The organism is Streptomyces sp. NPDC059851 (assembly GCF_042732005.1).
In the GTDB taxonomy this organism is placed as follows: domain Bacteria; phylum Actinomycetota; class Actinomycetes; order Streptomycetales; family Streptomycetaceae; genus Streptomyces.
This window is the reverse complement of sequence record NZ_JBHWJJ010000030.1, coordinates 39,862-65,003: the sequence shown is the minus strand read 5'-3', so window position 1 is coordinate 65,003 and position 25,142 is coordinate 39,862. Positions and strand designations below refer to the sequence as shown.

The 25,142-nt window shown below is 74.8% G+C and carries 22 protein-coding genes; 11 read left to right on the top strand and 11 right to left on the bottom strand.

Features of this window, described 5'->3' with window-relative positions; all coding sequences use genetic code 11:
- Window positions 1–144 precede the first annotated feature (144 nt).
- The 5 genes from ACFV7Q_RS13600 to ACFV7Q_RS13580 all read left to right on the top strand — a co-directional run bounded on the left by ACFV7Q_RS13600 (window position 145) and on the right by ACFV7Q_RS13580 (window position 4,252).
- Complete coding sequence (locus ACFV7Q_RS13600) at window positions 145–1,707, top strand: ATP-dependent DNA ligase (protein WP_385427897.1); 1,563 nt, start codon at window positions 145–147, stop codon at window positions 1,705–1,707.
- Window positions 1,708–1,782: 75 nt separating this feature from the next.
- Window positions 1,783–2,478 (top strand): helix-turn-helix domain-containing protein, encoded by a 696-nt coding sequence (locus ACFV7Q_RS13595; RefSeq protein WP_385427894.1) that lies wholly within the window; start codon window positions 1,783–1,785, stop codon window positions 2,476–2,478.
- A gap of 18 nt (window positions 2,479–2,496) precedes the next feature.
- The gene (locus ACFV7Q_RS13590) at window positions 2,497–2,619 is read left to right on the top strand and encodes a DUF6126 family protein (RefSeq protein ID WP_360623728.1); all 123 of its coding nucleotides are present in this window, start codon (window positions 2,497–2,499) and stop codon (window positions 2,617–2,619) included.
- 65 nt (window positions 2,620–2,684) lie between these two features.
- Window positions 2,685–3,767, top strand: a complete 1,083-nt coding sequence (locus tag ACFV7Q_RS13585) for a dihydrodipicolinate reductase (protein WP_385427891.1) — start codon at window positions 2,685–2,687, stop codon at window positions 3,765–3,767.
- A 5-nt stretch (window positions 3,768–3,772) separates the two neighbouring features.
- The gene (locus tag ACFV7Q_RS13580) at window positions 3,773–4,252 is read left to right on the top strand and encodes a carboxymuconolactone decarboxylase family protein (protein WP_385427916.1); all 480 of its coding nucleotides are present in this window, start codon (window positions 3,773–3,775) and stop codon (window positions 4,250–4,252) included.
- Between the two features lie 93 nt (window positions 4,253–4,345).
- Here the strand turns inward: ACFV7Q_RS13580 and ACFV7Q_RS13575 are convergent, their stop codons facing one another.
- From ACFV7Q_RS13575 to ACFV7Q_RS13560, 4 genes are all read right to left on the bottom strand, one after another.
- On the bottom strand, window positions 4,346–6,004 hold the full coding sequence (locus ACFV7Q_RS13575; protein ID WP_385427888.1) for a GMC oxidoreductase: 1,659 nt from the start codon (window positions 6,002–6,004) through the stop codon (window positions 4,346–4,348).
- Window positions 6,005–6,041: 37 nt separating this feature from the next.
- Window positions 6,042–6,326 carry a DUF6629 family protein gene (locus tag ACFV7Q_RS13570; protein ID WP_385427886.1) on the bottom strand — a complete coding sequence of 95 codons (285 nt, stop codon included), beginning with the start codon at window positions 6,324–6,326 and terminating at the stop codon, window positions 6,042–6,044.
- Window positions 6,327–6,422: 96 nt separating this feature from the next.
- Window positions 6,423–7,607 carry an agmatine/peptidylarginine deiminase gene (locus ACFV7Q_RS13565; RefSeq protein ID WP_385427883.1) on the bottom strand — a complete coding sequence of 395 codons (1,185 nt, stop codon included), beginning with the start codon at window positions 7,605–7,607 and terminating at the stop codon, window positions 6,423–6,425.
- A gap of 107 nt (window positions 7,608–7,714) precedes the next feature.
- On the bottom strand, window positions 7,715–9,355 hold the full coding sequence (locus tag ACFV7Q_RS13560; RefSeq protein ID WP_385427880.1) for an MFS transporter: 1,641 nt from the start codon (window positions 9,353–9,355) through the stop codon (window positions 7,715–7,717).
- A gap of 216 nt (window positions 9,356–9,571) precedes the next feature.
- Here ACFV7Q_RS13560 and ACFV7Q_RS13555 point away from each other — a divergent pair, with 216 nt between their 5' ends.
- From ACFV7Q_RS13555 to ACFV7Q_RS13535, 5 genes are all read left to right on the top strand, one after another.
- A complete protein-coding gene (locus ACFV7Q_RS13555) occupies window positions 9,572–13,165 on the top strand; it encodes a S8 family serine peptidase (protein ID WP_385427877.1) in 3,594 nt (1,197 codons plus the stop codon).
- Window positions 13,166–13,312: 147 nt separating this feature from the next.
- A complete protein-coding gene (locus ACFV7Q_RS13550) occupies window positions 13,313–14,161 on the top strand; it encodes a hypothetical protein (RefSeq protein WP_385427875.1) in 849 nt (282 codons plus the stop codon).
- Window positions 14,162–14,376: 215 nt separating this feature from the next.
- Entirely contained in the window at window positions 14,377–15,585 is a 1,209-nt protein-coding gene (locus ACFV7Q_RS13545; RefSeq protein WP_385427872.1) for a cytochrome P450, read from the top strand.
- Window positions 15,586–15,645: 60 nt separating this feature from the next.
- Window positions 15,646–16,542, top strand: coding sequence for a hypothetical protein (locus tag ACFV7Q_RS13540; protein WP_385427869.1), 897 nt, complete (start codon window positions 15,646–15,648; stop codon window positions 16,540–16,542).
- On the top strand, window positions 16,539–16,769 hold the full coding sequence (locus tag ACFV7Q_RS13535; RefSeq protein ID WP_385427867.1) for a hypothetical protein: 231 nt from the start codon (window positions 16,539–16,541) through the stop codon (window positions 16,767–16,769). Before ACFV7Q_RS13540 ends, ACFV7Q_RS13535 begins: the two co-directional genes overlap by 4 nt.
- Window positions 16,770–16,779: 10 nt before the next feature.
- On the opposite strand, the gene ACFV7Q_RS13530 is transcribed toward ACFV7Q_RS13535, so the two are convergent.
- The 3 genes from ACFV7Q_RS13530 to ACFV7Q_RS13520 form a co-directional block, all read right to left on the bottom strand.
- Window positions 16,780–17,277 (bottom strand): gluconokinase, encoded by a 498-nt coding sequence (locus ACFV7Q_RS13530; RefSeq protein WP_385427865.1) that lies wholly within the window; start codon window positions 17,275–17,277, stop codon window positions 16,780–16,782.
- Window positions 17,278–17,458: 181 nt separating this feature from the next.
- The gene (locus ACFV7Q_RS13525; protein ID WP_385427862.1) at window positions 17,459–17,842 is read right to left on the bottom strand and encodes a VOC family protein; all 384 of its coding nucleotides are present in this window, start codon (window positions 17,840–17,842) and stop codon (window positions 17,459–17,461) included.
- 120 nt (window positions 17,843–17,962) lie between these two features.
- Window positions 17,963–19,861, bottom strand: coding sequence for an ABC transporter ATP-binding protein (locus ACFV7Q_RS13520; protein ID WP_385427859.1), 1,899 nt, complete (start codon window positions 19,859–19,861; stop codon window positions 17,963–17,965).
- Window positions 19,862–20,058: 197 nt separating this feature from the next.
- Here ACFV7Q_RS13520 and ACFV7Q_RS13515 point away from each other — a divergent pair, with 197 nt between their 5' ends.
- Window positions 20,059–20,481 (top strand): DUF350 domain-containing protein, encoded by a 423-nt coding sequence (locus ACFV7Q_RS13515; RefSeq protein WP_385427856.1) that lies wholly within the window; start codon window positions 20,059–20,061, stop codon window positions 20,479–20,481.
- 86 nt (window positions 20,482–20,567) lie between these two features.
- Here the strand turns inward: ACFV7Q_RS13515 and ACFV7Q_RS13510 are convergent, their stop codons facing one another.
- The 4 genes from ACFV7Q_RS13510 to ACFV7Q_RS13495 all read right to left on the bottom strand — a co-directional run bounded on the left by ACFV7Q_RS13510 (window position 20,568) and on the right by ACFV7Q_RS13495 (window position 25,131).
- On the bottom strand, window positions 20,568–21,779 hold the full coding sequence (locus ACFV7Q_RS13510; protein ID WP_385427853.1) for an acyltransferase: 1,212 nt from the start codon (window positions 21,777–21,779) through the stop codon (window positions 20,568–20,570).
- A complete protein-coding gene (locus tag ACFV7Q_RS13505) occupies window positions 21,776–22,822 on the bottom strand; it encodes an alpha/beta hydrolase (protein WP_385427850.1) in 1,047 nt (348 codons plus the stop codon). The genes ACFV7Q_RS13510 and ACFV7Q_RS13505 overlap by 4 nt, the downstream gene beginning before the upstream one ends.
- Before the next feature lie 138 nt (window positions 22,823–22,960).
- On the bottom strand, window positions 22,961–23,644 hold the full coding sequence (locus ACFV7Q_RS13500) for a response regulator (protein ID WP_385427848.1): 684 nt from the start codon (window positions 23,642–23,644) through the stop codon (window positions 22,961–22,963).
- Entirely contained in the window at window positions 23,641–25,131 is a 1,491-nt protein-coding gene (locus ACFV7Q_RS13495; protein WP_385427845.1) for a sensor histidine kinase, read from the bottom strand. Before ACFV7Q_RS13495 ends, ACFV7Q_RS13500 begins: the two co-directional genes overlap by 4 nt.
- Window positions 25,132–25,142: the final 11 nt, after the last annotated feature.

Genomic DNA, 25,142 nt, shown 5'->3' with positions numbered 1-25,142 from the left:
TTGAGCGCCCCCGGGCGGAGCCGGTCACCTCCCTGAGGAGGATGCGGGCGACTGCCGGCGTACCGCATCCGCGGTACGCCGTGAGGGCTGGGTCCTTCCTCCCGCCGACCTGCGCCGTACCCCGGGCGGCGGGAGGATGGCCGCATGCTGCTCGCCGAGATCGCGCGCGTGTCCCGGGCGGTCGCCGAGACCTCCGCCCGGTCCCGCAAGACCGCCCTGCTCGCGGAGCTGTTCGCGGCGGTGCCCGCGGAAGAGGCCGCCCTGGCCATCTCGTACCTCGCCGGGCGGCTCCCGCAGGGCCGGCCCGGCCTGGGCTGGCGCACCCTCGGCAGGCCCGTCGCGCCCGCGGACCGGCCGACCCTGGGCGTCGCCGAGGTCGACGCGGCAGTGACCGAACTCGCCGCCCTGGCCGGCCCGGGCTCCCAGGCCGCGCGGAACCGCATCGTCGACGCCCTGTTCGCCGCCGCCACCGGGCCCGAGCAGCGTTTCCTGCGCAGCCTGCTGTCCGGCGAGGTCCGCCAGGGCGCCCTGGACGCGGTGGCCCTGGAGGGTGTGGCCGCGGCAGCCGGGGTGCCGGCGGCCGAGCTGCGCCGGGCCGTGATGCTCGACGGCTCCCTGCCCCGGGTCGGCGCGGCCGTCCTCGCCGGTGGCCCGGCCGTGCTGCGCGACGTCACCCTCCGCGTCGGGCAGCCCGTCCAGCCGATGCTGGCGAACACCGCCGGGTCGGTGGCCGAGGCCCTGGCCGCGCTGGGGCCCTGCGCGGTGGAGGAGAAGCTCGACGGGATCCGGGTGCAGGTGCACCGCGACGGGGACGCCGTCCACGTCTACACCCGCTCCCTCGACGAGATCACCGACCGCCTGCCGGAGGTGGTGCGGGCGGCTCAGGGGTTCGCGGGGGAGCGGTTCATCCTGGACGGCGAGGTCATCGGCCAGGGCGCGGACGGCCGCCCGGTGCCCTTCCAGGACATCGCGAGCCGGGTCGGCTCCCGGATCGACGTCGAGACCGCCCGTCGGGCCCTGCCCGTCACCCCGTACTTCTTCGACGTGCTCGTCGTCGGCGACTCCGTCCTCCTCGACCTGCCCGTCCGCGAACGGTACGCGGTGCTCGCCGCCCTCGTGCCGGAGGGTTCCAGGGTCCGCCGGCTCGCCGTCGAGGACCCGGCGGCCCAGGCGGACGAGGCCGCGGAGTTCTGGGCCGAGACGCTGCGCCGCGGCCACGAGGGGATCATGGCCAAGGCCCTCGACTCCGTCTACGCGGCCGGCCGGCGCGGCAAGTACTGGCTCAAGGTCAAACCCGTGCACACCCTGGACCTCGTCGTGCTCGCCGCCGAATGGGGCCACGGACGGCGTACGGGCACCCTGTCGAACCTGCACCTGGGCGCCCGGGCCGGCGGCGGCTCGTACGCCATGCTCGGCAAGACCTTCAAGGGGTTGACCGACGAGATGCTGCGCTGGCAGACCGGCCGGCTGCGGGAACTCGCCGTGGAGGACGACGGGCACACGGTGCGGGTCCGGCCGGAGCTCGTCGTCGAGATCGCCTACGACGGCCTGCAGCGCTCCCCCCGCTACCCGGCAGGGGTGGCGCTGCGCTTCGCACGAGTGCTGCGGCACCGGCCGGACAAGAGCGCGGACGAGGCGGACACGGTGGAGACGGTCCTCGGCCGGTCCGTCGGGGCCACCCCGTCGGAGCCGCCGAAGGAGCCCTGAGTGCAGATCGGACCGGTTTTGCCTCAGAGGCAAGACGGATTGCCACGCAGGTAAGATTCTGGCTCAATCGGGGGCATGACACCTGGTCCCCCCGGTCCGGTCGGCCCCGAAGGGGCGGACCCCGGCACCGAAGCCGACGAGTTGCCCGCGGTGGCCCCGCAACTGCGCGAGCTGCGCCGACGCGCCGGACTCACCCTGGAGGCCGCAGCCGCGCGGGCCCGGCTCTCACCCGCCCACCTCTCCCGTCTGGAGACGGGGCGGCGCCAGCCCTCACTGCCGCTGCTGCTCGGCCTCGCCCGCACCTACGGTACGACGGTCTCCGAGCTGCTCGGCGAGACCCCCGCCGCGGCCGATCCCATCGTACGCGCGGGCGGTCCCGGAGCCCGCGAGGCCGACGGCTGGACGTACTGGCAGGCGGGCGGCTCCGGCCGCGGCATGCAGGCCCTGCGCGTGCACGTCCCGTACGGCGAGCGCAGTCAGGGCGAGCTGGTCCGTGTCCATCCCGGCGAGGAGTGGCTGTACGTCCTCGGCGGGCGGCTGCGGCTGCACCTGGGGGAGTCCGAGTACCTGCTGGAACCCGGCGACAGCGCCCACTTCGACTCGCTCACCCCGCACCGGATCGCCGCGGCCTCCCGCGCGGGAGCCGACCTGCTGTTCGTCCACACGCTGCTGCAGAGCAGCCTCACCGGTCTGTGCCTCGGCGGCGCGGGCGCGGGTACCGGTACCGGCCGGGGCGGCAGCAGCAGCGGCCGCCCGACCACCCACCACTGAAAGGCTAGGAGCACCACCATGCGCATGCAGATGAAGTTCCCGCGCGGACTGCTGATACGGCTGATCGCCTACCTGTTCGTCGGCCACCTCTTCGCCTTCTTCGTCTACCTCCTCTTCCTCCTCGGCGGCCAGAACCAGTAGGGGCTGCGCGGAGATTTCCCCGCCCGGCTCTGGGAACCTCGGGGTCCTGTCGCTACCCTCCGCGCATGATTCCCACGGTTGTCTGGGGCACCGGCAACGTCGGCCGTCTGGCCATCCGTGCCGTGGAGGCCCATCCGGCGCTGGAACTGGCCGCCGTCGTCGTCCACCATCCCGACAAGGTCGGCCGCGACGCGGGCCGCCTCGCCGGCCTCGACCACGACACCGGCGTCACGGCCACCGACGACGTCGGGGCCGTCCTCGCGACCCGGCCCCGGGCCGTCGTCTACGCGGCCACCGGCGACGTCCGCCCCGACGGCGCCCTCGCCGACATCACCCGGGCCATCAGGGCGGGGGCCGTCGTCGTCAGCCCCGCCCTCTACCCCCTCTACGACCACCGCAGCGCCCCGCCGGAGTTCCGCGACCCGGTGGTCGCCGCCGTCGCGGAGGGCGGCGGCTCGCTGTTCGCCTCCGGCGTCGACCCCGGCTGGGGCAACGACGTGCTTCCGCTCCTGATCAGCGGACTGGGCACCGCCATCGACGCCATCCGCTGCCAGGAGGTCTTCGACTACTCCACCTACGACCAGCCCGACTCCGTACGCGACCTGGTCGGCATGGGCCGGCCCATGGACCACCAGCCGATGATGCTCGCGCCGTCCGTCCCGACCATGGTGTGGGGCGGCCAGATCCGCATGATGGCCCGCGCCCTCGGCGTCGAACTCGACGGGATCCGCGAGACGGTGGACCGCCGCCCCCTCGACCACACCGTCACCACCCGCACCATGGGCGTCTTCGAGGCCGGCACGCAGGGGGCGATCCGCTTCGAGGTCCAGGGCATCGTCGACGGCGAACCCCGCCTCGTCATCGAACACGTCACCCGCATCCACCCCTCCTGCGCGCCCGACTGGCCCTTGCCGCCCGACGGCGGTGACGGGGCCCACCGCGTGGTCATCGAGGGCAGCCCCCGCATCGAGGTCACCGTCGAGGCCACCGACGAGGGCGAGAACCGCTCGGCGGGGGGCAACGCCACCGCCGTCGGCCGCCTCGTCGGCGCCATCGACTGGCTGGTGGACGCCGCACCGGGCCTCTACGACGCCCTGGACGTTCCGCTGCGCCCCGCCGTCGGCAGACTCGGAAGGAAACGGCCATGACAGGCATGAGGATCGACATACCCGAAGGGCAGCACCCGATCGAGTACGTCTGGGGCGACATGGTCCCCGGGATCGGGCCGGCCGCCGCGAACTTCTCGCTGTCGGTGTACGCCCACACCACCCTGGGGCTGCGCGAGTTCGAGGCCGCGAGGCTGCGCGTCGCACAGATCAACGGGTGCGCCTTCTGCCTGGACTGGCGTACCGATCGCGACGGGGAGAGGGTCGAGGAGGAGTTCGCCGACGCGGTCACCGACTGGCGCACCACGGACCGCTTCGACGAGCGGACCCGGCTCGCCGCGGAATACGCCGAGCGGTACGCGCTCGACCACCACAACCTCGACGACGCGTTCTGGGAGCGGATGACCGCGCACTACAGCCAGCTGGAGGTCGTGGAGCTGACCATGAGCATCGGGTCCTGGCTGGCCTTCGGCCGGCTCAACCACGTCCTCGGCCTCGACACCGTGTGCGTCCTGCCGGGCCACTGAGCGGCGCGGATCCGGGGGTGTGCGGGGTTCGTGGCTCCGGGGCCGGCCGGTGCAGCGGGCGGCCCCGGTCCCGTCGGCGCAGTCGTCCTGCGCCTACAGGTCGGTGGTGATGATCTTCTCGATGTTGCGCTCGGCGAGGGCCGTGATCGTGACGAACGGGTTCACGCTGGTGTTGCCGGGGATCAGCGCGCCGTCGATCACGTACAGGCCCGGGTGGCCGTACAGGCGCCCGTGGTTGTCGGTGGCCCTGTCCAGGACGGCGCCGCCGAGCGGGTGGTAGGTGAGGTGGTCGCCCCAGACCTTGTTCAGGCCGAACAGGTCGCTGCGGTAGATCGTCCCTTCCCGTGCGTTGATCCGGTCGAAGATGGTCCGGGCCATGTCGATGGACGGCTGCTTCCAGGCGGTCTGCCAGTTCAGCTCGACCCGGCCCGCGCCCGCGTCGTACGTGAACTGGGCGCGGTGCGGATTGCGGGTGATCGACAGGTAGAAGGAGGCGTACGTCTCGATCCCGGTCGGCAGGGGTGCGATCTCGGCGAAGGCGCCGCCGGCGTCCCAGTTGTCGATGCCACCGCAGGGAATGGAGGCCTGGACCTTCCCGGTGGGGTCCCAGAGGTGGTTGGCGCGCCCGCACATGACGTTGCCGTTGTCGCCCCAGCCCTTGCCGATCTCGCCGTTCAGGCCGGGGAGGGCGCCGGTGGCCTTCAACCGGACGAGCAGTTTGCTGGTGCCGACGCTGCCGGCCGCGAAGAAGACCCGGTCCGCCGTCACGGTCTTGGTGGCGGTGGTGGCGCCCGTGGTGTCGATCTGCTCGATGGTGACGGTGTAGCCGCCGGCGGGCGCCGGGGCGACCGAGGTGACCTTGTGGAGGGGGGAGACGGTGAGCCGCCCGGTGGCCCGGGCCCGGGCCAGGTAGGTCTGCTGGAGGGACTTCTTGCCGTGGTTGTTGCCGTAGAGGATCTCGCCGGCCACCGCCGACTTCGGGACGGTGCCCGCGGCTTCCTGCTCCATGTAGTCCCAGTCGTAGACGTCCGGGACGAAGACGAAGGGGAAGCCGGAGCGCTGGGCGTGCTTGCGGCCGACGCGGGCGAACTGGTAGCAGTCCACCGAGTCGAACCAGGCCGGGTCGACCAGGCCGACGCCGAGGCCGGCGTTGGCACGCGGGTAGTAGGTGGCGTACATCTCTTCGGGGTCGACGGACGGCAGGATCGCGGGGAAGTTCGCCCTCCTCGGTGTGACGGCCATGCCGCCGTTGACCAGTGAGCCGCCGCCGACTCCGCGGCCCTGGTAGACGGTGATGCCGCCCATCTCCTCGGCGTCGAGGATCCCGGTGTAGCGGGGGACGTCCTTGTCGAGGGGGAAGCCGAGGAAGTTGCTCAGCGGCTGCTTGGTGCGGGTCCGCAGCCAGTACGCGCGGTGGTCCGGGCTGGTGGTGTTGCAGAACACCTTGCCGTCCGGGCCCGGGGTGTCCCAGGCCATGCCCATTTCGACCATGTGGACGTCCACCCCGGCCTCGGCGAGGCGCAGGGCGGCGACGGAACCCCCGTAGCCGGTGCCGATGACCAGGACGGGAACGTCGGCCCCGGACTCGATCGGCCCGGCTGCCGCGGCCGGCGCGGCGGTCCGGTCGAAGGCGTGGGCAGCACGGGTGTGCCCGGCGAGGGCGACGGCCCCGAGAAGGGAACCGGTTCCCGCCATGAATCCGCGCCGCGAGATTTCCTTGGAGTCGTTTCCGTGCAGGGTTCTGTCACTCATGTGACGTTCCTCACTTTCGACGGAATGGGAACGAGTTCTACTGCTGCGGGGTTGTGAAGTCACTAGCCGTGAACGGAGAACTTCCGGCCGCTCCGGCCGTGCGCGACGGCGGCCCCGCGTGCCGCCCCCACCCCGGTACGAGCAGGGACGCGACCGCGGCGGAGGCGCACCAGGGGGAGGCGATTTCCAGCCTCCACGGCGCTGAGCAGGCCAGGGCTCCGGCCGTCAGCACGCCTCCGAGGAGGCGCAGGCGGCGGTCCGTGGCGAGCGGGAGGGCGCCGGGCGTGGCGAAGGGGTGGCCCGCCGGACGAGGGGTGTCCACGGAACATTCACGCCGTGAACAAGGTCTCGACCAGCTGGTGGACGCCGAGCAGCAGCGGCAGCGCCGCGATCGGCAGCGGGCGGGCCGCCGCCCCGGCTACGCCCCGGGTCGTGCTTCCGCGTCCGGCGCCGGCTGCTGCATCGTCGCGCAGTGGATGCCCCCGCCACCGGCCATCAGGCGGTCCACGTCGAGCTGGACGACCTCGCGCCCGGGGAAGGCCGCGGCCAGGGCCTGCCGCGCCGCCGGGTCCTTGGCCGCGTCCCCGAACCCGGCGGTGATCACCGCGCCGTTGACGACGTGGAAGTTCAGGTACGAGTCCACGAAGTCCGGGTTCGTGGAGCGCAGGGTGTCCGGGCCCTCGACCGGGATGACGCGGAGCCGGCGCCCCCGTGCGTCGGTGGCTTCGGAGAGGATCGCGAACTGCTCGCGGGCGTCCCGGGCCCAGATGTCGGTGCGTCCGGCGGGCGGGAGCTGAACCATCACCACGCCGGGCCGGACGAAGCGGGAGGTGGTGTCGATGTGGTCGTCGGTGACGTCGCGGCCCTTGATGCCGGGAGTCCAGATCATCCGCTCCGCGCCGTAGGCGGCCAGGACCCGGGCCTCCACCTCGTCCCGGGTCAGGCCCGGATTGCGGTTCGCGTTGACCAGGCTGCTCTCGGTGGCGATGAGGGTGCCGTCCCCGTCGGTCTCGACGGCGCCGCCCTCGCCGGTGAACGCGGCGGCCGTGAACGGCAGGGACGTGTGCGCCGCGACCCGCCGGGCGACCGTGGCGTCCCGGCGGTGGGACTGTTTGCCGCCCCAGCCGTTGAAGCCCAGCCCCAGTGCGTCCACCGCACCTCCGCCCAGGCGGAAGACGGGTCCGGTGTCCCGCATCCACAGGTCGTCGACGGGGATGGAGGAAACGACCGTGACGGTCGGCCCGCAGCGGGCCCGGGCGGCGGCTGCCGCGCCCTCGTCGGCCGCGCACACCACCACCGGCTCGAAGCGGGCGATGGTACGGGCGATCAGGGCGATGTCCTGCTGGACGCCGGCGAGGCCGCGGCCCCAGACCGTGCGGCGGGACGGCCAGGCCATCCACGTGCGCAGGTGCGGGACCTCGTCACGGGGCACGGTCATCCGGCCCGCAGCGGCCCAGACCGGGGCGGGATGCGCCGGCCGTGCCGGGTGCGGGGGCAGTGCGGGGTGTGCGGGCTGTGCGGGCTGCGCGCCCGCGGAGGTGAGAGCCGCCCCGGCGGCCCCGGCGCCGGCCGAGCGGAGCACGGTCCTGCGGCTGGGTGTCATGTGGATCGGTCTCCCGGGGAACGGGTGGGGCTGGTGCGCGCCTCCACTGCGGCCTGACTGAAAGCTTGGTCAGGCCAGGCCAACACTCGCACTGACTGAAATTTCAGTCAAGCAGCGGGCGGGCCCTGCTCGGACGGCTCCAGCGGGGGAGCGGTCAGCGCGCAGTGGGTGCGGCACTGCGGATGGCACGCCCCGGGCCGCGGGGGGCGCACGGTCGCCCAGGCCAGGGCGGCGCCGACGGCCAGCGCCCCCGCGCACCACACCATGGCCCGCCCGAAGGCGCCGTCGAACCGGACGGCGGAGAGGTAGGCGTCCGGCCCCATGCCGGCCAGCAGCGGCAGCGCCGCCACGGCCAGCAGCCCCGCCACCCGCGCCGCGGCGTTGTTGATGCCACTGGCGAGGCCCGCCCGGCCCGGGTCCACCGAGGCCAGCACGGCCTCCGTCAAGGGCGCGACCAGGGTCACCATGCCCATGCCCAACACGACCATCCCCGGCAGCACGTCCCGCACGTACGAGGCCTCGGGCCCCACCCGCAGCATCAGCAGCAATCCGGCCGCGCACAGCAGCGGCCCCACCGTCAGCGGGATCCGCGGCCCGATCCGCTCCCCGAGCGCCCCCGCCCGGGACGACAGCAGCAGCATCAGCACGGTCGTCGGCAGCAGCGCGGCCCCGGCGGCCAGCGCCGAGTACCCGGAGACCACCTGGAGCTGGAGCACGATCAGGAAGAAGAACCCGCCGAAGGCCGCGTACACGCACAGGGTGACCAGGTTGACCGCGGTGAACTGCCGGGAGGCGAAGACGTCCGGCGGCATCATCGGCTCGGCCCGCCGCCGCTCGACCAGGACGAACGCGACCGCCAACAGGACCCCGACGACCGCCGACGCGACCACCGCGGGCGACCCGGAGCGCGCCTCGATCAGCGCGTACGTCACCAGGCCGAGGGCCACTGCGCCCAGGGCCGCGCCGAGCACGTCGAACCGCCCGCGCGCTGACGGATCCCGCGACTCCGGAACGTGCCGCAGGGCCACCGGCACGCACGCCGCGGCCAGGGGTACGTTCAGCAGGAACACCCAGCGCCAGCCGGGCCCGTCCACGAGCCAGCCGCCCAAGAAGGGGCCCACGGCCGCACCCACGCCGCCGAACCCGGACCACAGGCCCACGGCCCTGGCCCGGTCGCCGGCCGCGATCGAGCCCTGGATCAGCGCCAGGGATCCCGGGGTCAGCAGTGCCCCGCCCACGCCCTGCAGGGCGCGCGCCGCGATCAGGACCCCCTCGTCGGGGGCGATGCCGCACAGCAGCGAGGCGGCGGCGAACCAGACGACGCCCAGCACGAAGATCCGGCGCCGCCCGAACCGGTCGCCGAGCGCGCCGCCGACGAGGATCAGGGCGGCCAGGGTCAGCAGGTACGCGTTCACGATCCACTGGAGGACGGCCAGGTCCGCGCCGAAGTCCCGGCCGATGCTGGGCAGGGCGACGTTCACCACGGTGGCGTCGAGCAGGGCCATGGTCGAGCCGAGCACCGTGACCAGCACGATCCACCGGCCTCGGGCGGTGGCGAGCGGCACCCCGGCCCCACCGGCGGCGCCCGCAACGGCGCCGGGCGCGGCATCGGGCGCGGCCCCGGAATCGGCGCCGGCCACGGGATCGGGCGTGGCGCCGGGCCCCGCACCGGAGGGAGTGCCGGGGCCGGTGTCGGGCCCTTGCGGTCCGCGGTCCGGCGCCGGCTCGCGAGGAGCTGGACCGGTCATGCCCCCAGCCTCGCCCCCGGGCCGCGGAAGGGCCACTCGGACCCGCGGACCGGGCGGGCGGGTCGCTCGGACCGGGCGGGACGGACCGGGCGGCCGGGCCGCGTCGACGGCTCGTTAGGCACTCTTGTAGTGAGCATGACGCCTCCTTCACCATTGCCGCGCACGTCACGCACGTCCTATCCGCACGACCTGCACACGGCGTACGAGGAGACACACGTGGCCCAACGCGACACACGACGATCCCGTCGATCCCGGCACCCCTTACGCGCGGCGCTCGCCGCCCTCACCGCAGCCCTGCTCCTGCCCCTCGGCGCGGGTACCGCAGCCGCCGCACCGGAACCCGGCCCCACGCCCGGTGCGGTCGAGCGCAAGATCGAGCCCAAGCTCCGCGCCCAGCTCGGCGACTCCGGCAAAGCCGCCTTCTGGGTCTACCTCGACAGCGCCGCCGACCTGAGCGCCGCCCAGCACCAGACCACCCGGGCGGCCAAGGCGGAGACCGTCCTGAAGACCAAGCGCGAGCACGCCGCGCGCAGCCAGGCCGGGCTCATCAAGGCCCTGGACGGTGCCCAGGCCGAGTACACCTCGTACTGGATCGTCAACGCGGTCCGCGTCGTCGGCACCCAGAAGCTCGCCGGCAGCCTCGCCCAGCGCTCCGAGGTCTCCCGCATCGACGCCGACGACAAGGTCACCCTTCCCGCCCCCGCCGACGGGACGCGCGAGAAGACGGCGGCCGACGCCGTCGAGTGGAACATCGACCGCATCAAGGCACCCCAGGTGTGGGACCGGTTCGGCGTGCGCGGTGAAGGCATCGTCGTCGCCAACATCGACAGCGGCGTCGACCACACCCACCCGGCCGTGAACGCCCAGTACCGCGGCAAGAACGCCGACGGGACCTACGACCACAACCACAACTGGTTCGACCCCGCCGGCGTCTGCCCCACGGCCGCCCCGTGCGACAACAACGACCACGGCACCCACACGATGGGCACCATGGTCGGCGACGACGGCACCAACCGGATCGGCGTGGCGCCCGGCGCCCGCTGGATCGCCGCGAAGGGCTGCGAGACCAACTCCTGCTCCGAGGCCTCCCTCCTCGCCGCCGGCCAGTGGATCGTCGCCCCGACCGACCTGAACGGGCAGAACCCGCGCCCCGACCTCGCCCCGCACATCGTCAACAACTCCTGGGGCAGCGCCGTGCACGACGACTGGTACCGCCAGATCGTCGACGCCTGGCGGGCCGCCGGCATCTTCCCCGCCTTCTCCAACGGCAACGCCGGCCCCAACTGCTCCACCAGCGGGTCCCCCGGCGACTACGCCGGCTCGTACAGCTCCGGGGCCTTCGACATCAACGGCACCATCGCCCCGTTCTCCTCGCGCGGAGCCGGGCCCGGCGGCATCGTCAAGCCGAACATCGCCGCCCCCGGTGTGAACGTGCGCTCCTCGGTCCCCGGCGGCGGCTACGAGGCCTTCTCCGGCACGTCGATGGCCTCCCCGCACACCGCGGCCACCGTCGCCCTGCTCTGGTCCGCCGCCCCCGCACTCACGGGCGACATCGCACAGACCGAGGCGCTCCTCGGCACCACCGCCCAGGACACCGACAACGGCCAGTGCGGCGGCACCGCCGCCAACAACAACGTCTTCGGCGAGGGCAAGCTCGACGCGCTCGCCGCGGTCACCTCCGCCCCGCGCGGCGCGACCGGCGCGCTGAGCGGCACCGTCCGCTCCGCCGGCGCCCCGCTCGCCGGGGTCAAGGTCACCGCGACCGGCCCGATCGCCCGGACGGCGACCACCGCCGCCGACGGCACGTACACCTTCCGCTCGCTGTCGGTGGGCTCGTACGCCCTGACGGCCGCCAAGTTCGGCTACGGCCAGGAGACCGCGACCGCGACGGTCACCGAGAACACCACCGCCACCGGTGACTTCTCCCTCACCCAGGCCCCGTCCGGCAAGGTCACCGGCACCGTGACCGCGCCCGCCGGGCCCGCCGCGGGCGCCGCCGTCACCGTCGCCGACACCCCCGTGACCGCCACCGCCGACGACCAGGGCCGCTTCGAGGTCACCCTGCCGCACGGCACGTACGAGATCCGGGCCTCCCACGCCTCCCGCTGCGTCACGGGCGGCAGCGCGCAGGCGGTCGTCTCCGGCGACACCACCGTCGCCCTCACCCTGCCCGAGCGCACCGACGGCTACGGCTACGCCTGCTCCACCCCGAGCGGCCGCCCGTACCAGGCAGGCACCCGCCAGCTCGCGCTGACCGGCGACAACACCACCGAGCGCGTCGACCTCCCGTTCCCGCTCCCGCTGTACGGCAAGACGTACGGGCAGGCCTGGATCGGCACGAACGGCACGGTCAGCTTCGGCGGCGCCCACACCGGCGACATCAACGGCGACCTCCCGAGCACGGCCACGCCCAATGCGGCGCTCTACCCCTTCTGGGACGACCTGGTCGTCGGTCCGGCCGGCAGCGGCTCGGGCGTCTTCACCGCCGTCACCGGCACCGCCCCGCACCGGCAGTACGTGATCGAGTGGCGGAACGTGGCCCACTGGTCCGCCCAGGCCGACACGTTCTCCTTCTCCGCGTCCGTCGGCGAGGACGGCAGCGTCACCTACGCGTACAAGGGGACCGGCGGCACCGGCATCAAGGGCGGGTCCACCGCGACGGTCGGCGTGGAGAACGCGACCGGCACGGACGCCTTCAAGTACTCCTTCAACACGCCCGTCATCAGCGACGGGACGGTCGTCTCCTTCCGCACCACCAGGACCGGTGTCGTCGCGGGCCGGGTGCTCGACGCCAACGACGGCGGGGGCATCGCGGGCGCGACCGTCACCGTCGGCACCGGCAGCGACGCCGTCACGGCGACCACCGCGGCCGACGGCAGCTACGCCCTGCAGGCCCGGGCCGGCCGGAACACCGTCACGATCCTGGCCGAGAACTACCGGGGGCTCACCGAGGCGCTGAACGTCGAGGCGGGCGGCGTCACCACGGTCGCGCCGTCCCTGGCCACGGGCCGGGTCACCGCCTCCCAGCCGTCGGTGGAGGTCGTCCTCACCGCCGACCGCAAGCGCACCCGCACCCTCGGCCTGACCAACACGGGCGGCATCGACACGGCCGTCACCGTAGCCGAGGACGCGCCGTGGCTGACGGCCACCGCCGACACGGCGAACCTTCCGGTCGGGGGCAAGGCCACGGTCACCCTGGCCGTCGACACCGCCGGCCTGCCCGCGGGCTCGGTCCTCACCACCGACCTGCGGATCGGCTCGGTGAGCGGCCGCAGCCCCGTGCTCACCGTGCCGGTGAAGGTGGTCGTGCCGCGCTACCAGGTCGCCCTGGACGCCGGCTCCGACCGCACGGTCACGGACACGGTGGGCGACAGCTGGTCCCCGGACCGCAAGTACGCCCCCGGCTCGTACGGCTACCAGGGCAGCAGCTCGGTGCGGTCCACCGGCCGCGGCATCTCCGGGACGGACGAGCAGCAGCTGTTCCGCAGTGCCCGCGAGGGCATGTACGAATACCGCTTCGACAACGTCCCGAACGGCACGTACACGGTGGAACTCGGCTTCGCCGAGCTGTCCTCCACCAGGCCGAACAAGCGGGTCTTCGACGTGCTCGCCGAGGGCACGCAGGTCCTGCCGTCCCTGGACGTCGCCCTGGAGGCGGGCAGCTACACGGCCCTGACCCGCACCTACACGGTCATGGTCACGGACGGGGTCCTCAACCTCCGCTTCGTCACGCACACCGGCTTCGGCAAGCCGCTGCTGAACACGCTGCGGGTGACGGACCGGCCCGACAAGAACCAGCCGGGCAGGTGATCGAGCACGGCTCCGCCGGCTGACCGGGGGCGGGGCGCCGCGGGCGTCCCGCCCCCCACCGCTGCCGCGGGGCATTCGGGTGGCGGGCGCCGGCCCCGCTGCGGCGCGGCCGGGCGGGCGGCCCGGCGGTCGCTAGCGTGGGGCACCATGACGCTCCTGAGCGACGACCGAACCGGCTGCGGCGACGTGGCGGAGCGGATCCGGCGGGTCCTGGAAGCCGCCGACCCGGGGGCCGACTGGGCGGTCGGCGGACCGGACGGGGTCCTGGCCCGCTCGGCCGGCCACGCGACGGGCCACGCGACGGGCCACGGGATTGGCGACGGGGCTGGCGACGGGGCTGGCCCCCGGACGGGCCCCGGCCACCACGGATCCGGGTGCGACACCGCCGGGCACGAGGCAGGCGACCTGGCCGGTGTCCTCGCCCTGTGGCCCGTGATCGGCGGCCTCGTCGCCGAAGGGGCCCTGCACCTGCACACCCCGCTGAGCGCCTACGGGGCCGAGGCCGCCGCCGGAACCCCCGCCGGCACCACCACCCACCACCTCCTCACCCACGCGGGCGGCCGCTCCGCCCCGGCCCCGGCCGCCGCCCTCACCCGCCTCGCCGAGCACCTCGGCGGCGGCCCGCTCCCCGAACTCGCCGCCGCCCGCGTGTGGCAGCCCCTCGGCATGACCGGCACCCGCTTCGCCGACGGCACCCTGTACACCGCCCTCCCCGACCTCGCCCGCTTCCTCGGCCACCTCCTGTCCCCGGCGGACCACCCCGTCCCGCGTGCCTGGACGGCAGAGTCCCTGCGCATCCGGACCGGCGAACTCACCCCGCCCCGCGGCCTGCTGTGGCACCCCGCAGCCCACGGCACCTGGACTCACGGCGACACCGCCGCCGTGTGGGTCCACCCGGGCCTTCGGCGTTGGGCGGTCCTGCTCCCGGCCGACCCCCGCGAACCCCTGCGCAGGCCCTTCCGCGACGCCGTGTTCGCGCCCCCGCACGGCGCCTGAGCGGCGGCCGCCGTCACACCGGCGCCGCAGCCACATCGCCCGTACGGCTGTGCCCGCCGCCCCGGGGTCCGGCCGCCGCCGCGGCCCGGCAGGCCCGTACGGACGCGCCCGCCCGGCCCCGGACCACCCGTCCTCGGAGCGCGGCCCGTCCAAGATCGACGTACGGTGAGCTCGAAGTCACCGACCGTTGGTTCCCGGCTGTGCGGAGGTACCGGATGCGCATGCTCCACTACGCCGCCCCCGGCGGGCCGACCCGGGCGGCCGTCACGCAGGGAAGGCGCGGGCCGGCGGAACGCGCCGGGCGCGCCGAGTCCGTGCGGTTCGCCGCCACCCGGGCGATCCCCTTCTTCGTCCGCAGTGTCCCGGGCGCCCGCCCCGCGTTCTCCGCGGAGACCCTGCGGGAGCTGCGGACCCGCCACGGCGGGGCACCCGTCCCGGTACGCGGCCCTTCCGGCACCGTGCTCGTCCTCCTGGACCCCCGTGAACTGGGCCGGTTCTACGCCGAACCGGTCGCCGCACCGGCCGGCGGACCGGGTGCTCCGGCCGGGGCGGGCAGCGATGCCGCGGAGCCCGCGCCGCTCCCGGGCGAGGCGCTGCACGCCGTGATCACCGAGGAGGCCCGGCAGCTGACCGCGGCCACCACCCTCGAACTGGTCCGCGTCCGCCAGGCCATGGCCCGCGCCGTCCGCCGGATCGTGCTCGGCGACCGGGACGCCGTACCCGTACCCGCACCCCTCCCCGGGTCGGGGGACCGGGGAACCGCGGGCCTGCTCGGCCTGCTGCGCCGCCGGGGCCGCTCCGACCACGGCGCCGCCGACGGGCACCTCCCGGCCGGACGCGGCACCCCGTACGCCGGTCCCGCCGCCCCCTCGCACCCCTGGCTGCGGGCCCTGGACACCGTCCCCGCGACCGTCCTGCGCACCCTGCTGCTGCTCGGCGCGCATCCCGCCGAGCAGGAAGCGGCCGCTGCGGAGGCCGCCGGTTGCGCCGCTCCCGAGGGCCTCGCCCGGCTGGTCGCCTGCGTCCGGGAGTCGCTGCGACTGTACCCGGCGGTGCCCGACCTGCTCCGGGTCACCCGGACCGACACCGAGTGGCGCGGGGTGCGGTATCCGGCCGGCACCCGCTTGCTGCTGCCCGTCCACTTCCTCCAGCGCGACCCCGACCACGTGCCCGCCGCGCACGTGTTCGTCCCGGGGCGCTGGAAAACGCCCGGGGCGGACGAGGACGTCCGGATGTCCCCGTTCGGCCACGGGCCCGGCCGCTGCCCGGGCAGCCGGCTGGGACTGGCCGTGACCACCGGCCTGTGCGCCGAGGTGCTGCGCCGCTGCCGGATCACCGGCATCCGGCCGGTCCTGGACCCGACGGGCCCGCTGCCCGCGGTCCTCGACCCGCGCGCCATCCGGCTGACCCTCACCCACCGCTGACGCACCGCCGCCGACGGCACACCTTCCTCCTTCCTGCCCCCACATCCCGCGAGGATTCCCATGTCCGACGCCGCGACCTCCTCCGTGTCCACCGACCCGGACGCCGATCTGCTGGGCGCCGTGTCCCGCGAACTCGCCGAGGCCGCCGACGCCGTCGCGGAGGCCGCCCGCTACGCCTCCGAACTGGCCCTCGGCCCCCGCTTCCCGGCCGCCGACCACGGCCGCACCACCGACCCGCCCGCCCACCGGAGCCGCGGCGGCCGGAGCCGCCTCGCCCGCCGCGCCCTCCTGCGCACCCTCACCGACCCGGCGGGGCTGGGATGGGCCCCGCGCGGCAGGGGCGTGGCGCGGGCCGGCTGGCTCGCGGGGATCCTCACCGGACGCGAGAGCCTCGCCGTCAGCCTCGCCGTGTGCGGGCTCAAGGCCCGGATCCGGGCGACCGGCCTGGACCGCCCCGAGCTGCTGGCAGACCCCGACGGGGCAGCGTTGCTGCGGGCCGTGGACGAGGACCGGCAGGCCGTGGCGGCCCGCGTGTTCCGCCGCGTGGTGCGGGAGCAGGGCACCGAGCACGCGTTCACCGTGCTGGCCCCGGCCTTCGCCGACGTGTTCGCCTGGCGTGCCCTCACCGACGCGAATCCGTTCAACGACCACGCCGGGTGGCAGGTGGCGACCGGCCGGGCCGCCACTGCAGAGCCGCTCCTCGGCCTCGGCGCCGCCGTTCGGGCCTTCCTGCACCGGGACGGCGCCCGCGACGGCGCCCGCGACGGCGCCCGCGGCCGTACCCGCGGCCGTGCCCCGAGCCGTGCCCGGGGGCACGGAACCGGGCGGAAGACGGGCCCTGACCCCCGGGCCGCCGCCGACCCGCCGCCACCCGCCGGACACCGCGGCTGCGTCCACACCATGGGACTCCTCGGCACCGGCGGCCTCCTGCTCGTGCAGCCCTGGCGCGCCCGGTGAAGGCGCCCCTGCGGCCGTCCCGGCCGGACCCCGTCGAGGGACTGCGCGCCCATTGCGCGGCCCTGCGCGCCCACGCCGACCGGCTGGCCGCGGCCGCCGGTGAACTGGAGCGGCAGGACAGCCCGCACGCCGCCGCCTTCCGGGCCGAGGTCGCGTCCCTCGCCGAGCGCTGCGCGACCGCCGCGAGCGGCCTCGCCCTCGCCGTGGCCCGACTCCAGGGCCGGTGAGGAAGCGGGATCAGGGGCGGTGCGGGGCCGGTAGCGCGGCCAGGGCTGCGAGGGCGCGCCCGGTGGTCTCCTCCGGGGTACCGGAGACGTCGACGGCCACGCCCCGCTCGTCAGCCTGGAGCGGTTCCAGCGCGGCGAACTGCGAATCCAGCAGGGCGGCGGGCATGAAGTGCCCTGTACGCGCCGCCATCCGCCGCTCGATCAGCGTGCGTTCCCCGGTGAGGTGGACGAACACCGCGTCGGGCGCGGCGTCCCGCAGCCGGTCGCGGTAGGCCCGCTTGAGCGCCGAGCACGACACCACCGCGCTCCGGCCGGCCGGCAGCCGGCGGAGCCGGTCCGCGACGGCGTCCAACCAGGGCCGGCGGTCCTCGTCGTCCAGCGGGACGCCGGCGGACATCTTGGCGACGTTGGCCGGCGGATGGAGGTCGTCGCCTTCCGTGTACGGGGCGCCGAGGGCGTCCGCGAGCAGCCGGCCCACCGTCGTCTTGCCCGTGCCGGTCACGCCCATGACCACCACCCTCACGCGCCGGCCGTCCCTCACGTCACGGCCCCTCACGGCCCGTCACCTCGCCGTCCCCCGTCATCGCCGGCCCGCACGACGGCGTGGCCGCGCAGACGGAACCGGAGGAGCCGTTCAACGGCCCCCGGGAATCGGTCGCGTGACGGACCGGACGCAGCAGAACCACCCGTCACCGGCCGGCCGCCCCCGTACGGGGGGTGGTCTGCTGCACCGCCCAGCGGTTCCCGTCCGGATCCGAGAAGCGGACGAACGACCCCCACGGCAGGTCCTCGATCTCGCTCACCTCCACGCCCCGCCCCTTGAGTTCCGCGTACGCCTCCTCGATGTCCGCGACGACCACCTGCATGTTGTCCAGCGACCCCGGGGTCATCCGGGTGAGCCCCTTGCCGAGGGCGATCGAGCAGCCCGACCCGGGCGGGGTCAGCTGGACGAAACGGATCTCCTCGCTGACGGTGACGTCGTGGTCGGCACGGAAGCCGACCTGCTCGTAGAAGGCCTTGGCCCGGTCGACGTCGGTGACGGGGACGGCGACCAGCTCCAGCTTGATGTCCATCTGCTGCTCCACGTTGCCTGTGCGGTGCGGGACCTGTCCGCCTCATGCTGCCGCCGGACGGCGCCCGCCGCCAGCACGCGTGCGTCGGGCGCGGCCGGTACGTCGTGCCCGGCGGGCGCCTCAGGCCCCGGCCGGCGCCGGCTCGGCCGCCGCTTCCCCCGCCGGCGCGAACTGCGTCCGGTACAGCTCCTCGTACCGTCCGCCGGTGGCCAGCAGCGCGCTGTGCGTACCGCGTTCCACGATCCGGCCGTCCTCGACCACCAGGATCAGGTCGGCCGCCTGCACGGTCGAGAGCCGGTGCGCGATCACCACCGCGGTCCGGCCCGCAAGGGCCTCGCCCAGCGCCTCCTGCACCGCCGCCTCGGAGGTGGAGTCCAGGTGCGCGGTGGCCTCGTCCAGGATCACCACCCGCTGCCGGGCCAGCAGCAGCCGGGCGATGGTCAGCCGCTGCCGCTCCCCGCCCGACAGCCGGTACCCGCGCTCGCCGACCACCGTGTCCAGGCCGTCCGGGAGCGCGGCGACGAGCCCGTCCAGCCGCGAGCGGCGCAGCGCCTCCCACAGCTCCTCCTCGGTGGCTCCGGGCCGGGCCAGCAGCAGGTTGGCCCGTACCGATTCGTGGAAGAGGTGCCCGTCCTGGGTGACCATGCCGAGGGTTTCGCGGATCGAGTCCGCGCTGAGGTCCCGTACGTCGACCCCGCCGAGGCGCACGGCGCCGGTGTCCGCGTCGTACAGGCGGGGCAGCAGCTGCGCGATGGTGGACTTCCCGGCGCCGGAGGAGCCGACGAGGGCGACCATCTGGCCGGGCTCGGCCCGGAACGACACCTCGTGCAGGACCCGGTCGCCCCCGCGGGCGTCGAGGGTCGCGACCTCCTCCAGGGAAGCGAGCGAAACCTTGTCGGGGGTGGGGTAGCCGAAGGAGACCCGGTCGAACTCGACGGAGACCGGCCCGTCCGGGACCCGGCGGGCGTCCGGCTTCTGCGCGATGAGCGGCTCCAGGTCGAGGACCTCGAAGACCCGCTCGAAGCTCACCAGGGCGCTCATCACCTCCACGCGGGCGCCGGCCAGCGCGGTCAGCGGGGCGTACAGCCGGGTGAGCAGTAGGGCCAGGGCGACGACGCTGCCCGCGTCGAGGGTGCCGCGCAGCGCGTAGTAGCCGCCGAGCCCGTAGACCAGCGCGAGGGCGAGGGCCGAGACCAGGGTGAGCGCGGTGATGAACGCCGACTGCGCCATCGCCGTACGGACGCCGATGTCGCGCACCCGGCCCGCCCGGGCCGCGAACTCCGCGGACTCGTCGGCCGGCCGCCCGAACAGCTTGACCAGGGTGGCGCCGGGCGCGGAGAAGCGTTCGGTCATCTGGGTGCCCATGGCGGCGTTGAGGGCGGACGCCTCCCGTTGGAGCGCGGCCATCCGCGCCCCCGTCCGGCGGGCCGGGACCACGAACACCGGCAGGAGTACCAGGGCCAGCAGGGTGATCTGCCAGGAGAGGCCCAGCATGACGGCCAGGGTCAGCAGCAGGGTCACGGTGTTGGCGACCACCCCGGACAGGGTGTTGCTGAACGCCCGCTGGGCGCCGATGACATCGTTGTTGAGCCGGCTGACGAGGGCGCCGGTCCGGGTCCGGGTGAAGAAGGCGACGGGCATCCGCTGGACGTGGTCGAAGACCGCCGTCCGCAGGTCCAGGATCAGGCCTTCGCCGAGGGTGGCCGACAGTTTGCGGGACAGCAGCCCGAGTCCGGCCTCCGCGACCGCGATGAGCGCGATGAGCAGGGCGAGCCGGACGACGGTGGAGCTTCCGCCACCGTTGACGATCGTGGTGACGACCCGGCTGGCGAGGACGGGGGTGGCGACCGCGAGCAGGGCGGTGACGACGCTGAGGAGGAGGAACAGGATCAGCCCACGGCGGTGCGGGCGGGCGAACGCGGCGATCCGGTGCAGGCTCGCCCGGGAGACGGGGCGGCGGTCCTGCTGGGCGTCGATCGCGCTGCGCAGTGAGGTCCAGGCGGTGACTTCCATGTCCATGAGGGGAACGCTAGAACCTCAACCAATCTTGAGGTCAACCGTCGGGTCGTCGGCCGTCCCGTGAACTCAGTGGCCCGTCCATGACCTTTACTCTTTCCTGACCTCCCCATGGTCCCTCGACGGGCAGTGCGATAGATTCGGCCACTCCCGGCCCCTCCCACCGGTTCCTTTCCACCCCCGCGAAGACAGGCTTCACAATGAGCGACATCATCAACGGACTTGGCCGTACCAGTGCCTACGGCGCCCTGGGCCTGGTCCTGCTGATCCTCGGGATCGTCCTGGTGGACGTGCTGACCCCCGGGAAGCTCCCGAAGCAGATCTGGGAGGAGCGCAACCGCAACGCGGCGATCACGCTCAGCTCGGCCCTCCTCGGCATCGGCGGGATCGTGTTCACCTCGATCTGGACGACGTACGACGATTTCGCCAAGGGCCTGATGTCCACGGCCGCCTTCGGCATCCTCGGCCTGGTCCTGATGGCGCTGGCCTTCCTGGTGCTGGACTGGGTGACCCCGGGCAAGCTCGGCGCCATAGTGGTGGACCCGGAGCCGCACCCGGCGGTCTGGGTGACGGCCTGCTGCAACGTGGCGGTCGCCGCCATCGTCGCGGCCTCGATCGCCTGACCGACACGCAAGGAGCCCCGGCCCACCACCGCCGACACGAGAGCGCCGCACCCGGAAGGGAGCGGCGCTCTCGTCGTACTGCGGGATCAGGCCAGGCCCAGCGCGAACACCGCGTACCCCGCCGCCAGCAGCCCGGCAGCCGTCCGCCGCACCGCCGTCACCCCCGTCCACGGCTCCTCGAACCGCCGTGCGTACCGGGCGATGCCCGCCAGCAGCACCGCGAACACCGGCAGCCACGCCGAACGCGCCGCGATCCAGGCCGGACCGTCCGGAGCCGTCGTCAGACCCGCCACCCCGCCCGCGAACGAGCCGGGAACGGCCGCCGCCAGCATGGCCGTCTGGTGCCAGCACAGGATCGTCATCGCACACAGGTTGACCACCACCACCGGCGCCCACAGCGCCGGTCGCGCCAGCAGCCGCCCCAGCCGGTCCCGCAGCAGCACCGCCGCCCCCGACTGCGCCGCGGCCAGAGCCAGCACCAGCAGCGACGGCGGGTGCGAGTTGGTCCGCGCCGCCCCCGGTACGCCGACCATCGACGCCGGGTAGTGGAACACCACGAGCAGCAGCGCGAACAGCACGCCCCCGCCCACCAGCAGCAGCCGGGCCCCGCGCCGCCCGATCCGCCGCTCACCCCACGACACCCCGAGCTGGTAGGCGAACAGCCAGCCCGGCAAGACGTTCAGCACTGCCAGCCAGGACGGCACCGAGTCGGCGAACGGCCCGTACCGCAGGAAGTCCACCACCGCGACCGAGACGAGCAGCGGGGCCGCCGCCCACCCGCCGAGCCGTCGCGCGGCCCGCACGCAGTACGGGGTCAGCGCGGTCACCACCAGGTACACCCCGACGAACCACAGCGGCTGGATCACCAGCGTCGCCGCGGTCCGCAGCGTCACCTCCGGCACCCCGGCCGCGTACAGGACCGGCGCGGCCAGCGCCCACACCGCCGTGACCCCGAGCACCGGCCGCCCCAGCCGGGCGGACCGACCCCGCAGCCAGTCCCAGGTGGAGCCCGCGCGCCGGTGGTACGACAGCACCGAGGCGTAGCCGCCGACCAGGAAGAAGATGCCGAGCATCTGCAGCACCCAGCTCGCCGGTGCGAGCGCTCCGACCGAGGAGAGCGGGCTGGCGTTGTGCAGGCCGCCGTCGGCGTCGAGGGTGAACCCGCCGAGCAGCCAGTGCCCGGTCGGCACGGCCAGCAGGGCGAGCGCCCGCAGCCCGTCGACCGCCCGGTCCCGGTGGGCGGGCGTCCGCCGCTCGATGCGGTCGGCCGTCCGCCGCAGCGCTGCCGCGGCGCTCACCGGGCCTGCCCCTTCGCGATCGCGGCGAACGCCGCCAGCGACCGGGTTCCGGGCACGAAGTACCCGGTGTGGCCGCGGACGTCGGAGGCCGGCACCGTACGGGCGCCGAACGCGGGCGAGGTGGGGTCGGCGCCGTGGCCGAGCCCGGCGAACGCCACGTTCGGCACGTCCGCGATCCAGTCCGACGGTCCCCGCGCCGCCCAGACCCGGGCACGGGTGCGCAGGCCGGCGACGGTGTCGGCACGCACGCCGGGGGAGCCGAACACGACGATGTCGGAGGCGTCGGTGTGGCGGGCCGCGAGCCCGCACACCACCGACCCGTAACTGTGCCCGAACAGCACCGGATCGGGCGCCCCGACCGCGTCGAGCCCCGCGGTGAACCGGGCCAGCCGGACGGCGCCCGCCTCCGCCAGTCGCCCGGCGGCCGCGTCCAGGCCGACCCCGACGGGTGTGGTGTAGCCGGTCCACGCCACCACGGCGGTGTCCCCGCCGACCGCGGCGTGCAGCGCACGGGCCATCCCTGCCGGGCCGGTGTGCGGGGCACGGCCGGCGTCGTGGGTGGCGGCGTCGTTGTCCGACCCCGGTACCACCACCGCGACGTGCGCGGCCCGCTCCAGGTCCCCGAACACCTCGGCGACCTGCCCCCGCCCCCGCGGGTCGAACGCGAGGACCTGCCGCCCGGGCGCGGCGAGCGGTGCGTAGTGCGCCCGCCCCGCGGCGGCCACCGCCAGCCGGTTGGCCTCGTACCGCAGGGCGACCGGGGCCCCGTCCAGATTGCCCACCACCAGCGGGTGCCGGCGGACGAGATCCCGCCGCCCCGCCTCGTTCAGCCCGGCGAAGAAACGGGCCACCTCGTACGGGGACGCGGTCGCCGGATCGGGCAGCGGCCGCCCGGACGCGCTGTCGGCCCGCCACGCGGACGCCCCCGGCGGCGGGCCGGTGACCGCCGTCTGCAGACCGTCCCCGGCGGCCCAGCCGACGGTCCCCGCGACCACGGCCAACGCCATCGCGGCAGCGGCCAGGGTCCTTCCGAAGCGGCGCATGCCCCTTCTCCTCTCCTCGTGACGCCGAGGAAGGTAGGAAGGAGGTGTCCGCCGCCGCGTCGGACCGGGGAGCCAAGCGGGACTTCATACCCGGGTAGGGGGTGGAGGAGTACCCGACCGGGCCGGCCGGGGAAGAGGTCAGCCGCCGTCGCCGGGACGCACGACTCCCGCCTCGTACGCGAAGATCACCGCCTGCGCCCGGTCGCGCAGGTCCAACTTGGCCAGCACCCGCCCGATGTGCGTCTTCACCGTCTGCTCGGCCACCACCAGGTGCCCGGCGATCTCCTGGTTCGACAGCCCCCGCGCGATCAGCTCCAGCACCTCGCTCTCGCGCGGGGTCAGCCCGTTCAGTCGGAGCGCCGGGTCCCGGCGCGGGGCCGGCCGCTGCCGCCGCACGAAGTCCGCGATCAGACGCCGCGTCACCGAGGGCGCCAGCAGGGCCTCGCCCGACGCGACGACCCGGACCGCCGAGATCAGGTCGGCGGGCGGCGCGTCCTTCAGCAGGAACCCGGACGCGCCGGCGCGCAGCGCCTCGTACACGTAGTCGTCGATGTCGAAGGTGGTCAGCATCAGCACCTTGGGCCGGTGCACCACCCCGGGCGGCGGGTCGAGGACCTCCCGGGCCGCGCTCAGCCCGTCCAGCTCCGGCATCCGCACGTCCATCAGCACCACGTCTGGGTGGACCGACCGGGCCAGGGCCACCCCCTGCCGCCCGTCGGGGGCTTCGCCCACCACATCGATGTCGGCCTGTGCCGACAGCAGCGCGGCGAAACCGGCACGCACCATGGCCTGGTCGTCGACGACGATCACTCGGATGGTCAACTGGCGTCCTCGCTCGATCCGTTCAGGGGCAGGCGGGCGGCCACCCGGAAGCCGCCGTCGGGCAGCGGACCGGTGTCCAGCGTCCCGCCCGTCAACCGTACGCGCTCGCGCATCCCCACCAGGCCGTGCCCGGTGCCCGCGGTCTCCAGCACCGCAGCGCCGTCCCGGCCGGGCCCGTTGACGACGAGGACCAGGACCTCCTGCGCGTCGTACGTCACCGACACGCGGGCCCGCGCCCCGGGGGCGTGCCGCACCACGTTCGCGAGGGCCTCCTGTACGATCCGGTACGCCGACAGGCCCACGGCCGGCGGAACCGCCTCGTCCGCCCCGGCGGCCAGCGACGACTCCACCGGCTGTCCGGCCCGTACGGTCGCCTCGACGAGCTGCTGGATGCGGCGGATGCCGGGCTGCGGCGCCCGTTCGGCACCGGCCGCACCGCCCGCACCGCCCGGGCCGCCGGCGCCGCCGTCCGCTCCGTTCCCTTGGTCGCTGCGCAGCACCGTCAGCAGCCGCCGCATCTCGCCCAGCGACTCCCGCGCGCTCGCCGCGATCGCCGCGAACTCCTCGCGCACCGGCTCCGCCATGCCCGGCAGCCGGTACGGCGCGGAATCCGCCTGCACGGTGATCACCGACATGTGGTGGGCCACCACGTCGTGCAACTCGCGGGCGATCCGCGCCCGTTCCTCCAGCAACGTGCGCCGGGCCCGCTCCGCCTCGCTGATGCTCTCCTGCTCGGCGATCCGCCGCTGGGCGTCGCCGAGACCGCGCAGGGACCCCGTCACGGCGAGCAGCGCCCCGCTCAGGACGAAGAGGAGGGCGACGGTGTCCGTCGTCCCCGCCGGCTGGAAGAAGTCCAGTACCACCCCTACCGCACCCGTCGTCAGCCAGACCCCGACCAGCGTCCTGACGGGCTCGCGCAGCCCCAGGCACACCATCACCACCAGGTAGCCGACGATGCCCATCGGGGTCCACGGCCAGGCGAGCCCCGTCAGGCCGTCGGACTGGAGCACCACCAGTGCCCCCACCGTGTCCGCGCCCAGCACGACCGCCCAGGCGCGCAGCGGCCGGGTCAAGGCCAGCAGCAGCGGCACGGTCTGGGCCACGCCCAGCGCCCCCGCCCAGCCTCCGCCGACCCCGTACGCGTCGCTCAGCACCACGACCGTGACGGGCAGGAGGGACGCCACGCACGCCGCGGTCACGGCGAAGGGCAGCAGCCGCTGCCAGGCCTTCGGTGCCTGCGCGAACAGCGGTTCCCCCGGCCGGACGGGCGAGCGCAGCATCCGGCCGAGCCGGGCCGTCGGCGCCCGCGTTCCGCGTCCCGCAGGGGCCGGTGCCGGTGCCGGTGCCGGTGCAGGGGTGGGGCCGGGGTCGGGGTCGGGGTCGGCGGCTGCGACGCCGGCCGCGGGCGCGGGCGCGGGGTCGGTTTCCACCGCGCGGGGGCGCCGGCGGAACCGGGAACGGCTGCGGGGCTCATCGCGATCGCTCATGGTCCGACCAG